Origin of the sequence: Schaalia dentiphila ATCC 17982, assembly GCF_000154225.1 — a bacterium.
Lineage (GTDB): Bacteria > Actinomycetota > Actinomycetes > Actinomycetales > Actinomycetaceae > Pauljensenia > Pauljensenia dentiphila.
In genome coordinates, this window is sequence record NZ_DS264586.1 from 883,354 (window position 1) to 895,050 (window position 11,697).

General features: G+C 64.1%; 14 protein-coding genes. 7 read left to right on the forward strand and 7 right to left on the reverse strand.

Going from position 1 to position 11,697, the window contains the following annotated elements; translation table 11 throughout:
* Positions 1–57 precede the first annotated feature (57 nt).
* From ACTODO_RS03740 to ACTODO_RS03755, 4 genes are all read right to left on the reverse strand, one after another.
* Positions 58–1,203, reverse strand: a complete 1,146-nt coding sequence (locus tag ACTODO_RS03740; protein ID WP_003791578.1) for a S8 family peptidase — start codon at positions 1,201–1,203, stop codon at positions 58–60.
* A 56-nt stretch (positions 1,204–1,259) separates the two neighbouring features.
* Positions 1,260–2,879: a hypothetical protein gene (locus ACTODO_RS03745; RefSeq protein WP_003791582.1), complete on the reverse strand. Its 1,620-nt coding sequence runs from the start codon at positions 2,877–2,879 to the stop codon at positions 1,260–1,262.
* Positions 2,880–2,899: 20 nt separating this feature from the next.
* Complete coding sequence (locus ACTODO_RS03750; protein WP_208853683.1) at positions 2,900–3,373, reverse strand: hypothetical protein; 474 nt, start codon at positions 3,371–3,373, stop codon at positions 2,900–2,902.
* 232 nt (positions 3,374–3,605) lie between these two features.
* A complete protein-coding gene (locus tag ACTODO_RS03755; RefSeq protein WP_208853684.1) occupies positions 3,606–4,208 on the reverse strand; it encodes a hypothetical protein in 603 nt (200 codons plus the stop codon).
* Between the two features lie 151 nt (positions 4,209–4,359).
* Here ACTODO_RS03755 and ACTODO_RS03760 point away from each other — a divergent pair, with 151 nt between their 5' ends.
* The 3 genes from ACTODO_RS03760 (at position 4,360) to ACTODO_RS03770 (ending at position 6,734) form a co-directional block, all read left to right on the forward strand.
* A complete protein-coding gene (locus ACTODO_RS03760) occupies positions 4,360–4,881 on the forward strand; it encodes a peptidylprolyl isomerase (protein ID WP_003791590.1) in 522 nt (173 codons plus the stop codon).
* A gap of 109 nt (positions 4,882–4,990) precedes the next feature.
* The gene (locus ACTODO_RS03765) at positions 4,991–5,869 is read left to right on the forward strand and encodes a rhomboid family intramembrane serine protease (protein ID WP_034511994.1); all 879 of its coding nucleotides are present in this window, start codon (positions 4,991–4,993) and stop codon (positions 5,867–5,869) included.
* A 103-nt stretch (positions 5,870–5,972) separates the two neighbouring features.
* A complete protein-coding gene (locus tag ACTODO_RS03770; RefSeq protein ID WP_003791597.1) occupies positions 5,973–6,734 on the forward strand; it encodes a Rossmann-like domain-containing protein in 762 nt (253 codons plus the stop codon).
* Between the two features lie 135 nt (positions 6,735–6,869).
* Here ACTODO_RS03770 and ACTODO_RS03775 read toward each other — a convergent pair whose 3' ends face one another.
* Entirely contained in the window at positions 6,870–7,133 is a 264-nt protein-coding gene (locus ACTODO_RS03775; protein ID WP_003791600.1) for a cell division protein CrgA, read from the reverse strand.
* Positions 7,134–7,256: 123 nt separating this feature from the next.
* Here ACTODO_RS03775 and ACTODO_RS03780 point away from each other — a divergent pair, with 123 nt between their 5' ends.
* The 4 genes from ACTODO_RS03780 (at position 7,257) to ACTODO_RS03795 (ending at position 9,709) form a co-directional block, all read left to right on the forward strand.
* Positions 7,257–7,955, forward strand: coding sequence for a DUF881 domain-containing protein (locus ACTODO_RS03780; protein ID WP_003791602.1), 699 nt, complete (start codon positions 7,257–7,259; stop codon positions 7,953–7,955).
* Positions 7,948–8,709: a class E sortase gene (locus tag ACTODO_RS03785; RefSeq protein WP_003791605.1), complete on the forward strand. Its 762-nt coding sequence runs from the start codon at positions 7,948–7,950 to the stop codon at positions 8,707–8,709. The genes ACTODO_RS03780 and ACTODO_RS03785 overlap by 8 nt, the downstream gene beginning before the upstream one ends.
* A gap of 10 nt (positions 8,710–8,719) precedes the next feature.
* Positions 8,720–8,881, forward strand: a complete 162-nt coding sequence (locus tag ACTODO_RS10860) for a hypothetical protein (protein ID WP_003791609.1) — start codon at positions 8,720–8,722, stop codon at positions 8,879–8,881.
* A 141-nt stretch (positions 8,882–9,022) separates the two neighbouring features.
* Entirely contained in the window at positions 9,023–9,709 is a 687-nt protein-coding gene (locus ACTODO_RS03795) for a glutamine amidotransferase-related protein (protein WP_003791611.1), read from the forward strand.
* Here the strand turns inward: ACTODO_RS03795 and ACTODO_RS03800 are convergent.
* Together ACTODO_RS03800 and ACTODO_RS03805 are read right to left on the reverse strand one after the other, a co-directional pair.
* Positions 9,699–11,237 (reverse strand): hypothetical protein, encoded by a 1,539-nt coding sequence (locus tag ACTODO_RS03800; protein WP_003791613.1) that lies wholly within the window; start codon positions 11,235–11,237, stop codon positions 9,699–9,701. The two genes, ACTODO_RS03795 and ACTODO_RS03800, sit on opposite strands and share 11 nt — an antisense overlap.
* A 38-nt stretch (positions 11,238–11,275) precedes the next feature.
* On the reverse strand, positions 11,276–11,467 hold the full coding sequence (locus ACTODO_RS03805; protein ID WP_003791616.1) for a hypothetical protein: 192 nt from the start codon (positions 11,465–11,467) through the stop codon (positions 11,276–11,278).
* Between the last annotated feature and the right edge of the window lie 230 nt (positions 11,468–11,697).

Here is an 11,697-nt window from a genome sequence, read left to right on the forward strand (position 1 = left end):
AGACGACAGACCCCGCGTCGCACCACCAAACGGCGGCGACGCGGGGTCTTTTCTGTCCTACTTGGCGTGGTAGCGGGGGCTGGTGCCCAGGTGGATTGGCACGGTGATGTCTGTGTCTTTCAGAATGCTTTCGTCGATGCCACGGTAGGTGTAGGTGGGGTCTCCGGCGATGCGTCGGGGGTCGACGAGGCCGGCGAGGTACTGCTGGGACTCTTCATTTGTGGGGCCCAGGTCGCTGTAGCCCTTGTCCATGAGCGGGTTCTCGTCGGGGTACTGGGATGGATCGGAGTTAAGCATCGGGCCGATGGCGGCGACTCCATACCCTGTGTATTTGTTCCACTGTCCCTCGTTGTTCAGCGCAGTCTTGGTGAGGAGTTGGAGGAGTTGGTTGCTGGTGGCGTTGGGCCACTTCTGCTTGGCCAGGGCCAGGAATCCGGCGACTAGGGGTGTGGCGTTGGAGGTGCCGTTGGTGCTGATGTTGGTGCCGGTTTCGAAGTCGTGAGCGACCATGGGGCCTCCCACGGCCGCAACGGTCACGCCTTTGCCCCATGAGGAGTATTCGGCGCGCTTGCCGGAGGTGTCGATGGCGCTGACGCTGACCACCCCGGACCACTTGCCATAGCTATCAATAGTATTTTCCTCGTTGTCGTTTCCGGCGCCGCTCACCACAATGACGCCCAGGGCGTTGGCGCGGGCGATCGCCCACTTCACCGAGTCGCTTACCTGTCCATTTGTCGCGGAGATGCTGATGATTTGTGCGCCGTCGGTGATCGCCTGGTTGATCAGCCATTCGGGCTCGTCGAGGTTGTTGCCGTGGTGACCGCGGCAATCGGACTCCGCCTTATCTCCTTGCTTGATGTAGTTCGTACGATAGGACAGGAGTGCTGCATCGGGGGCGACGCCATACTCTTTGGAGACCAGGAGCGATGCCATGGCCGTGCCGTGGCTCTTGGATTGTGTGCCGGAGGTGATGGTGCACGGTGTTTTGTCGATGACGGTGGCGCCGGCCAGCTCGGGGACGCTGGTGTCGACCTCGCCGTCAAGGAGTGCGATGGTGACGCCCTTTCCGGTGTAGCCCTTGGCCCGCGCCTGATCGAGGTGGTAGTAGGCGAAGTGAGGCTGGTCGGCCGCCGTGATGGGGTCGGCGGCGTGCGCGGGAGCGGCGGGCAGGACGATAGCCCCAGCCGCCAGGGCCAGGGTCATCGCGCATACACCCGCAAAGCGCAGCCGCCGACGGTGACCAGAAGTGTGGCTTGTGGTCACCATTGGCGGGGATCCCATCCGTCGTCCTTCTGGGAGGCGGGCTTCAGGTCCTTGTCCGAGCCGTAGGTCTGTGACATCGGATTGACGTAGCCCGGGGGCAGCGCATCGTCCTCGTCGTCCTCGAACTTGAAAGCCTCGTACTTGCGCCGGCGCCCCTTCTTGTCGTCCTTGCCGCCACCGGCGCCCGCACCGGCACCGGCGCCCATGAAGCCGCCCATGCCGGGCCGCCCGGCCGCGCCCGAACCGCCAGAGGCGCTGCCGGCGCCCGTCTTTCCAGCGGCTCCAGCCGCTCCGGCGCCGTTCGTACCCGTCAGGCCGGTTGTCCCGCCCGACGCGCTCGCGCTACCGGGCAGACCGCCGGAGCCAAAACCGCCGCCGGCAGCTGAGCCCCCGCGCAGCCCGCCGAGGCCGCCCGCGCCCAGGCCACCCGCGCCGCCGCGACCCAGCCCGCTGAGTGAAGCGGCACCCAGGCCCGACGCGCCGCGTGCTCCCAGGGCAGCGGCGCCGAGGGCGCCCGCACCGAGGGCACCCGCACCGAGGGCACCCGCACCCGCCAGGCTCGGACGGCCGGAGGCGTCGAAGCGAGTGGAGGGCCCTCCGTTAATGTTCCACAGGGGATGGTGGCGATCGTTTGGAGGCGCGGGGGTGTAGCCGCCGCGAGTGAGGCCGTTAGCGTAGCGCTCGCCACCGATGCGTGAATGCAGCAGGTCGATGTCCTTCAGGTCCTCGGGGTCGGTGATGGGGTTGCTGCGGCTCCCCAGCTCGCCGTCCTTGATGAACTTGTCGGGGATGCGCTGGGACTGGAGCCTGCGCAGCTTCTCGGCGTCCGTTTCCTGTGCGGTCGGGTCATCGAAGCCATTCGGGTAGAGTCCGGAATTGGGGCCGCGCAGGTCCGAGCGACCGTAGTCGGTGTCCCTGTTGCCTGGATACACGCCGGGATCATGCGGGGATACTCCCTTGTAGCCGTCCTCAAGCTGCTGCGCGACGGATGTGTCGGAGGGGTGCGGAAGATCATTCGGATCCCAGTAGATTCCACTATAAGCCTTCAACTCTTCCTGCATCTCCTTGATGCGCGCCGCGTTGTTCGCGAGTCCCTGCATCGAGTCGTTGAGCCGCTGGAGGATATCCGTCGAGCTGGCCTCGCGCTGGTTGTTCGCCTGGGCCGCGATCGCGTCGTAGACGGCCGCGCCGGTCGATGCAACCGCGTTATATGCCATGCCAACGAGGCCGTACTGCTCCATGACCGGGATCGTCACCTCAGCCACGTCGCGCAGTTTGTCCAACCTGGCGTCAACGAGGACGGGAGAGAGCATCTCCGCCTCCTCGCGCGCGTGCTGCATGACGCGGCGCATCTCGACCTCGACCTGCGACGTGGCGAGATACGAAGCCTTCCAGAGCCTGACGCGTCGTTCCGCGTTCTCAAGCCACTTGTTGATGGCGTCGCCGGTTTGGCCCTGGAATCCCTGATACTCCCGGAAATGCTGGATGCGCTCCTCCGCCTCGCGAATGGCCTCCAGGGTGGAGCTGTGCTTGCTGTCGTAGTCGGACAGGGATTCGTTCGCCTTCGCGTCCTCCACGAAACACATGAGGCGGTGGTACATGGGGCTGTGAACCATTGGTATGTCGCTTCCTGGAATCAGATTTCGGGCTGCTCGGAGACGGCAGAGGGCTCATCCTCGCCCTGCAAGCTGTCTGACCATGTATTCGAAGCCTCCGCCGAAGCGGGTGAACCTGCCCCGGCGCCCGCTCCCGATCCGGCGGCAGCGGCGGCGACGGCAGGGTCCTGGGCCATGGCCGCGTTCGTCTGCGAGAAATAACCTGCGTTCTGCTCTTCCATCTGTCGGAAGGCTTCCTCGGACTGGTCAACCTTCGTGCCGAAGTCGAGGAAGTGTTCTTGCTCGCCCTTGAAGCCATCGCGGAGTGTGGAGTATGAGTCCTGCAGTGCGCGGCGTGCAGCGTCGACGCCGGCCTCCTCGCCCCACACGGATTCAACCTGGGCGTCGGCCAAGGTGCCGATGCTGTCGGCGGCAGTCATGAGAGACTCCCCGCCTCTCTCCGCGTCCTGACGCGTCTGATCGTGCTTATTTGAGTCGAAGCTGACGTCGCTCACGAAAACCTCCAGGCGAAACAAGCGCAGGCGCGGCCCGCAGACATCAATGAGATGATGCTCATCATATGACCAACCGGCAAGGCTCGCAAAAATGCTCGGTAACTGCGAGCTGCGTTCCGGAAGAAAGTAACCCTATCAATAAGAGAAGCGTGAGGGTGCCCGCGCGAATGGGCGGGGGCCGCAGCGCAGCGCGCCGCGGCCCCCGAAGCAAAAACCTCTCAGAAGGTTAAATTCACTCGCCCGCCTCGAAGGTGGCCTTCTCAGCCTCGGTGTTCGGCACGAAAGAATCCGTGTCCAGGTCCGCCCAGTACTCCTCGGCCCACGGATCCTCGATCGGCTGCGAACGCTTCCACAGGATGTAGCCCGCGCCGGCGACGGCACCCACCAGGGCCGTCAGGCCGAAGGCGCGCAGCGCGCGGCACTTACGGCGCTTACGCGTGGGGGTGGTGAGGGCGACAGCCGAAGCTTCGGAAGCGCGGCGAGCGCGCTCCGACAGCGAACCGCGAGCTGACAGCGCGGCGCCCGCCTGGTTGACGGCGAGGGAAGCGCGCGGCAGGTAGTCGTCCACGAGGTGCTCGCGAGCGTTCTCGATCGCCGGACCGGCCTGCGCAGCGGCAGCCTGCGCACGAGCGGCGGCGTTCTCGATCGCGGGGGTCGCGTGCTCGATCGCGGAATTCAGCGCGGCCTGGGCGCGAGGCGCGGCCCAGTCAACGCCCTGGCCAGCCAGATCGGCAGCCCGCACGGCAACCTTGCCGGCGTAAATGGCAGCGGCGTCGCGAAGCTGCTGAGACGATGCGCGCAGCTTCTCTGCATCGAAAGTCGGCGAAGTAACCATGATGTCTCCGATTCTGTCCACAATAAACAGGGGCGCGGACGCGCCACTCACTCCTATTGTGCAACAACGGGCTGTGATCTGCAGCCCACCGGCTCGCGTGAGGTGCGTGACGGACAGGAAACACCCAGGAAAAGATGCGACCATTACAGTCATGAAAGCTATTCTTCACACCTCCGCCGGCGACATCACCGTCGAACTGTTCCCCAACCACGCCCCCAACACGGTCAACAACTTCGTGACCCTGGCCAAGGGCGAGCGCGAATGGGTCGACCCCACGACCGGCCAGAAGACCTCCCGTCCCCTCTATGACGGCACCATCTTCCACCGCGTCATCCCCGGCTTCATGATCCAGGGCGGCGACCCCCTCGGCACCGGCACCGGCGGCCCCGGCTACCAGTTCAACGACGAGATCCACCCCGAGCTGAACTTCAACGACCCCTACCTGCTCGCCATGGCCAACGCCGGCAAGCGCATGGGCAAGGGCACCAACGGCTCCCAGTTCTTCATCACCGTGGCCCCCACCCCGTGGCTGCTCGGCAACCACACCATCTTCGGTAAGGTCGCCGACGAGGAGTCCAAGCGCGTCGTCGACGCCATCGCCACCACCCCCACGGGCGCCCAGGACCGCCCCGTGACGGAGCAGGTCATCAACTCCATCGAGATCGTCGACTGACCCTCTCCCCTCATCATCGACGAGGCCGGGGCCGCCCCCGCTGCTGCGTGCAGTGACCGGGATGGTACGCCCCGGCCTCGTCCCTTACCCGCCTGCTGAAAGGGAAGCTATGAGCATGCCGAGCTACGGCCAGCGCTCTGACCCGCACGCCGCCCCCGACTGCCCGCGCCACCCGGGTGTGCGCAGCGTCGACTACTGCAAGCGCTGCAACCGGCCCATGTGCGTGGACTGCGCGATCCCCACCGAGGTCCGCTCGATCTGCGTGGACTGCACGTCCTCGAAGAAGCGGTGGATGGGCTCCGCCTCGCGTGCGGCCGCGACCGGCACGCCGGTCGTCACCTACGCGATGATGGCGATCTGCGTCCTCATGTACGTCGTGACCCTGCTGGTGCCCACCACGAAGCTCAGCCTGGCGCTCGTGCCTGCGCGGCTGATGGCGCACCCGTGGACGGTCCTCACCGGCGCGTTCCTGCACGGGGGTATCATGCACATCCTGTTCAACATGCTCTCCCTGTACTGGGTGGGGCGCGCGATCGAACCGGTCCTGGGCCGGTGGCGCTTCCTCACCCTCTACCTGGTGAGCGCGCTGGGCGGCTCGGCCTTCATTCTCGTCTGGTGCCTCATCCAGCCCTCGGAGATCTTCGTGAGCACCGTGGGCGCGTCGGGCGCAGTCTTCGGCCTGTTCGGCGCTGTGTTCGTTCTCCAGCGCCTGGGCGGCTCAGACACGACCGCAATCCTGACGCTGCTCGGCATCAACCTCGTCTACGGCTTTATGGTCAGCGGCATCTCCTGGCAGGGCCACATCGGCGGGGCGATCGCCGGCGTGTGCGCCACGTGGGTCCTGGTGCACATGGCCCGCCCACGTCCGGGCGTCACGCAGGTGCACCAGAACCGGCGCGAAGCGGTCGTCGCACTCGGCATGATCGCCGGCATGCTCGTGCTCAACGCCCTCGCGTTCCGCGTCCTGTACGAGGTCTACGGCGCGTGACGGGTCAACGGCCGACAGGCACATGACATCTAAGGATGACCTAATATAGGAAGGGTCCGGCAAATAGTGCCGGACCCTTCCTCATGCGCCCATAGGAGAGACCATGACCAGCCCCTGGGACCTGTACGACCAGCTCATCGACGAGATCCCCGCCGACATCACCGTCACCCAGATCCTCACCGACGGCAAATGGCGCCGCGTCGCCTCCAGCGAAGACGGCGTCGGCATGGCCTTCGGCATGAACGTCCAGTCGCGCCCGCGCGCCACCGAGGACCCCTCCGACCTCGTCGGCCGCCCCCTGCGTGACATCGCCGCCCTCGCCAAGTCCTGGAACTTCGAGGACGCCGGCATCGGCATGGCAGCTGTCAACTCCTATCACTCTCACCCCGTACGTGCCCTCGCCCACGGATTCCGCCCCTGCAAGGAAAACAACTGGGCGCGCACCTTCCACCCCTACGCGCCCCTCGTCGCCGGCAAGCGCGTTGCCATCATCGGCCACTTCCCCTTCGCGTCCGCCGCCATGCCCGATGCCGCCGAGCTCAACATCCTCGAACGCAACGTCCTCGAAGGCGACTACCCCGACTCCGCTTGCGAATACCTGCTCCCCGAGATGGACTACGTCTTCATCTCCGGATCCGCATTCGTCAACAAGACGATGCCGCGCCTCCTCGCGCTCGCTTCCGACGCTCACACCGTCGTCCTCGGACCCTCGACACCCGCGTCCCCCGCGATCCTGCACGCCGGCGCCACCACCGTCATGTCCTTCGCCAGCGCGCACCCCGCGCGCCTTGAAGACGGCCTCGCCGGACGCTCCCTCCTTGGCATGTACGACGCCGGCATGAGGGTTGAGCTCAGCAGGCCGTGACCCGAGGACGAGGCCGTGACCCGGAAGTCAGCCACGGCCTCATCGATAGAAATAGTGGGGCGTCCCGGCCACAGCCGGAACGCCCCACACTCACACTCACTGGAGACGGCAGGCTCGCGCCCGCCGCGCCCCCCGTCAACGCCAACGCAGCGTCATCAGGAAGCCGACCATCATCGTGCCCAGACCCACCGCGATGTTCCACGCGCCCAGCTTCGGAACCGGGTAGGTGCCCGACGAAATGTAGTAGACAACAACCCACAGCAGGCCCAGAATCATCAGGGCCACAAACGTGGGCGCCCACCAGGCGGGGCTAAGCGGAATGCCGTCAGTCCAGTTCTGGATGTCGGTATCGTCCTCAACCTCGTGCCCATTCTTCTTACGCTTCTTGGATTCGGCCACGTCGGGTCCTCTCTGCTGGCCCGCGCGGGAAGAAAACCGCCCGGCGGTGATGAATTAGTCGCAACACTAGCGTAGTCTCGGACGTGGAAAGTGCCAAAGCGCAGCGCCACATAAGGGGGAAAGATGCACGCACGCAGCGTCCGCCACATCGCCGGCGTGCTCGCCGTGACCGTCGCCTCCGGCCTCCTCTTCTCCGTCTCCGCGCTCAACGAACGCAAAAACCCCGCGGGAACCTCCGACCTGTCCACCCTCGTGCGCAACCGCCAGGAACAGGTCAAAGCTCTCGAAAACGAAGTCTCCTCACTCGATATGCAGATCCAGAGCTACACCTCCGTCGCCCCCCAATCCGGCGACGAGGACGTCTTCACCGCTCGCTCCACCCAAACCGTCACCGGCCCCGGCGTCCAAATCACCCTCAGCGACGCGCCCCCCGGAGAGATTCCCGAAGGCGCAACCCCCAACGACCTCGTCATCCACCAGCAAGACATCGAAGACACGATGAACGCGCTGTGGAGCGGAGGCACCGAAGCCATGACCGTCCAGGGCGTGCGCATCACCTCGCGCACCGTCATCCGCTGCATCGGCAACGTCATCCTCGTGGACGGAACCAGCTTCTCCCCGCCCTATGTGATCCAAGCAATCGGTGATCCTGCCACCCTGCGCGCGACGGTTACTGCAAACCCACGTATGGTGAATTATCAGGCCTACGTGACAAAGTACGGCCTCGGGTGGGACATGCAGACCAAAGACTCCCTGAGCTTCGCGCCCGCAACTACCCCGCTGACCGTCAACTACGCAACCGTGGAGGAATCGAATGGGTGAACACGTCGCCCCGACCACGCCGGCTAAGAAAAAGCGCTCCAACATCTTCTGGAACATCGTCGGTGTCGTCGGTGAACTGCTCATCACCTTCGCCATCATCGTCGGCCTCTTCTCCGTCTGGCAGCTCTACTGGACGACCTACGAGGTCGCCGGACAGGTCTCCCAGACCATCGCCTCGTACGAAGAAGAGCATCAGCCCTCCAAGCGCGCCCTCGGCGAAGTGCGCACCGATGATCCGCCCGCCTTCGACCGCGAAGTCGGTGACGGCGAGGTCTACGGCCTCGTCCACGTGCCCACCTGGGACTGGATGAAGATCCCCCTCGCCGAAGGCACCACCTCCTACGTCCTCGACCAGGGATGGGCCGGCCACTACGACATGACCACCCAGCCCGGCGGAGTCGGCAACTTCTCCATCGCCGGTCACCGCCGCACCTACGGCAACAACTTCCGCTGGATCGACCGCCTCACTCAGGGCGACAAGGTCGTCGTGGAAGTCGACGACCACTACCTCGTCTACTCCATGGTCTCCTCCGAGATCATCGACGCGACCGACCCCACGCAGATGCGCGTCGTAGCCCCCGTCATCGACGACGTCTCCTGGTCCGAAACCCCCACCGAGCGTTGGATGACTATGACCACCTGCCACCCCGAATACGGCAACTGGCAGCGCTACATCGTCCACCTCAAGTTCGAATCCTGGACCCCCAAGGACACGGGCGTCCCCGCCGAACTCGTCGACGAACCCACGAACTGAAGGACCCCACATGTATGCATGGATCTTCCGCCACCTGCCCGGCCCCACCTGGTTCAAAGTCATTGAATCCCTGGCCCTCATCGGCGCGGCCGTCGCCGCCCTGTTCACCTGGGTCTACCCCTGGGTCCAGTCCTACCTGGAACTGGGACAGTCCTCCGTCGGCGGCGCCTGAGTCGCTCGCTTGAGGATGGGACGAGGTCGGGGCACCCCGGCCTCGTGTCGTATCCACGGACGTCGGTTGGGTGCCGCCGTACGCGACTGCGCGCCCGGAGAGCGGACAGCGCCCGCGCGCCCACTGGGGGAGCGCCCTACGATGGATGCCGGAGAAGAGGCCACAGCCTCGTACATGAAAGGACCCGCGATGGCACGAATCCTCTGCGTCGACAACTACGACTCGTTCGTCTTCACGATCGTGGGCTACCTGCGCCACCTGGGTGCGACCGTCGACGTCGTGCGTAACGACGTCGTGGATCCCGCGTGGTTCGAGGCCGGCTACGACGGCGTCCTCATCTCCCCCGGACCCGGCGACCCCAAGAGTGCCGGCGCGTCCCTGCAGACCATCGCCGACTGCGCCGAGCATGGCATCCCGATGCTGGGCGTGTGCCTGGGGCACCAGTCCCTCGGCGAGCTTTTCGGCGCGACCGTCGGGCACGCGCCCGAGCTCATGCACGGCAAAACCTCCGTCATCACGCATGACGGGCGCGGCGTCTTCGAGGGCGTGCCCTCGCCGCTGACCGTCACCCGCTACCACTCGCTGACGATCGACCCCGCGACCATGCCCGACGAGCTCGAGGTCTCCGCGACCACCGAGTCCGGCATCATCATGGGCGTGCGTCACCGCTCCCTGCCCCTCGAGGGCGTCCAGTTCCACCCCGAGTCTGTCATGACCCAGTCCGGGCACCTCATGTTCGCCAACTGGCTGGCCGCCTGCGGCGACGCCGACGCGCGCGAGCGGGCCGTGTCCCTGAAGCCCGTCGTCGCGGAGCGTTTCAAGCTGTAGGTTCCGCGGGGATTTCTTCCGTTTCGGACTGCGCTGATGTGCCGTTTGGTGCGGATTCCGGATCCTGTGTGGGTTCCGAATCGCCTGGGTCCGCAGCCTCTATGTCGTCCTGAGTATCGGTAAGCTCAGGCTTCGTGGGCGGTAGGAGCTGCATAGGATCATCGACGAGCATTTCTGCGACGCTGCGCGCCTCGACGCGTGCGGTGCTCGGGAAACACCACTCGCGACATTTTTTCTCCCCTTGCGTGAGGTGTAGCTCCGGGAGCGCATCATCTGTGTCCGTGAACGTTGGAGTCACGTCGTTGATGGAGAACTCTTCTTTGACAATGCCCTTCTGAATGAACTTCTGTGGGTCAGCAGTGACGATGCGGCGGTCGGTAACGGCAACCATCTCGGGCGAGACCTTTACTGCTCTTCTGGTAGCGCGTCTGACCCGGCCCAGGCTCCAGTTGGTTGAGTCTTTGGCCTGTGGGAGCATCGACCAGGCCGACGTATTGACTGTATTCGTAAACTGGTCGGCTCCCATGGCTAGAAGGCGATGCGAAAGTCTATCAACGGGGAAAATGAGCGCTTCGAGTTTTTCGCCCTCGTCCAGATACCAGCGCAGGATTTGGGTGTAGGGAGACACATCGTAGTTGGCGGGCGCGCACGTGACATCCGGGTTGGGTACAGGGTTTTCTTTGATGCCCAGTTGCTGCGCAAGCTCGTTGAGCTGCTCAAGTAGTTTCGTCGCCGTGTCGCGGGAAGCTGTCTGGTCTTGCCGTTTCTGAAAGTAGGGGAGTGTCCATTCCCCGGGAAGCTCAGAGATGATATGGAACTCACGCATTAGCTCGCGTAGGAGGGTGCGTTGGATCTGCACATCATCCTCGACTTCTGCGCGTATCTCGTTGTGAGTGAGGGTGGGGCGCTCACCGTTTATCCGGGCACGTTCATGCGCGAGCTCGAAGTAATAGCACCATGTCTGGATGCAGTTGAGGGCAGCAAATGAGTCGAAAAGAATGCTCCCTCGGTGTTCTGTGATGTAGTTACGTCTTTCAGACACATTATTCTGGCAACTCTGTAGTTCTTGAGCGTGCCTGTGAATTCTTTCTTTGTAGTAGTCCCGGTGTCTTTCGATGTCATTGCTGAGTCCGCTGAGCTGTTCCCAGTTCGTATTGGAAACGGTTCCTTCCTCGGTACTCTTGCGGAAAATGCGACGAACTACCCGTTGAGTGCCGTGGAAGTCAGCATTGTTCCAATCTTCAAGCATGCGCTGAGTCTGTAAGACGGTTTGCTGAACCGCGGACACCTGTTTGGAAATGTTGTTGAGTTGCATCTGCACAGCCACCATCGCGACCGCGGGGCCGATGGCTGCGATGGCTCCCGCGATCTGGGGAGCTGACACGGGAATGAGGCGTGCTTGGCGAGTGATTTGCCCACCAGTATTTCTGACGGCACCGATCAATCGACCATCAGCGGTCTTCGTGAGTACGTTGCCTGCGGCTAGTTGTGCCTTGGTGACGGCATCCAGCTTGTAGAGGCCGGACATATGCTGGATGGCGTTGGCCGCCGAGGCGGCGCCTCCGCTCAGTGAGGCTCCCTCACCAATTGACGCGATGAGATCGTTGAGCGCACGGTCCCTACCAGCGAGCCGTCGATCTTTTCAAGGCCTTTGGTGTTGGGGCCAACGACCAGGGCGTAATCGTCTTCGAGGGGGACGATGATGGTCTCATCCTCATTGGGATCCCATTGCTCAAGGTCCTGCGTCGTGTCACTCATATCTGTGCTCCAGGTCTGACTGGGAGCCTTGCCTATGGGTCGCAGTCATATGGTGATGAAGTAACCATCATGCTAGCACGAGGACTGTTGCTCCCCGTGGGTTTGTTTGACGCATGCGTCGCGAGCCTGCGGCTACAGGTGGTTGATCTTGGGGGCGCGCTATCCCTGATGCTGGGTGTGAGTACTGAAACTGTGTTTACCCAGCAGTTTCTCGTGGTTTACGCCGACGG

Excerpts from the sequence above, each read along its gene's own strand:
- ACTODO_RS03740 (WP_003791578.1), bottom strand. The coding sequence starts at position 1,203 with ATGACCCTGGCCCTGGCGGCTGGGGCTATCGTCCTGCCCGCCGCTCCC.
- ACTODO_RS03745 (WP_003791582.1), bottom strand. The coding sequence starts at position 2,879 with ATGGTTCACAGCCCCATGTACCACCGCCTCATGTGTTTCGTGGAGGAC.
- ACTODO_RS03755 (WP_208853684.1), bottom strand. The coding sequence starts at position 4,208 with ATGGTTACTTCGCCGACTTTCGATGCAGAGAAGCTGCGCGCATCGTCT.
- ACTODO_RS03760 (WP_003791590.1), top strand. The coding sequence starts at position 4,360 with ATGAAAGCTATTCTTCACACCTCCGCCGGCGACATCACCGTCGAACTG.
- ACTODO_RS03765 (WP_034511994.1), top strand. The coding sequence starts at position 4,991 with ATGAGCATGCCGAGCTACGGCCAGCGCTCTGACCCGCACGCCGCCCCC.
- ACTODO_RS03770 (WP_003791597.1), top strand. The coding sequence starts at position 5,973 with ATGACCAGCCCCTGGGACCTGTACGACCAGCTCATCGACGAGATCCCC.
- ACTODO_RS03780 (WP_003791602.1), top strand. The coding sequence starts at position 7,257 with ATGCACGCACGCAGCGTCCGCCACATCGCCGGCGTGCTCGCCGTGACC.
- ACTODO_RS03785 (WP_003791605.1), top strand. The coding sequence starts at position 7,948 with ATGGGTGAACACGTCGCCCCGACCACGCCGGCTAAGAAAAAGCGCTCC.
- ACTODO_RS10860 (WP_003791609.1), top strand. The coding sequence starts at position 8,720 with ATGTATGCATGGATCTTCCGCCACCTGCCCGGCCCCACCTGGTTCAAA.
- ACTODO_RS03795 (WP_003791611.1), top strand. The coding sequence starts at position 9,023 with ATGGATGCCGGAGAAGAGGCCACAGCCTCGTACATGAAAGGACCCGCG.
- ACTODO_RS03800 (WP_003791613.1), bottom strand. The coding sequence starts at position 11,237 with ATGTCCGGCCTCTACAAGCTGGATGCCGTCACCAAGGCACAACTAGCC.
- ACTODO_RS03805 (WP_003791616.1), bottom strand. The coding sequence starts at position 11,467 with ATGAGTGACACGACGCAGGACCTTGAGCAATGGGATCCCAATGAGGAT.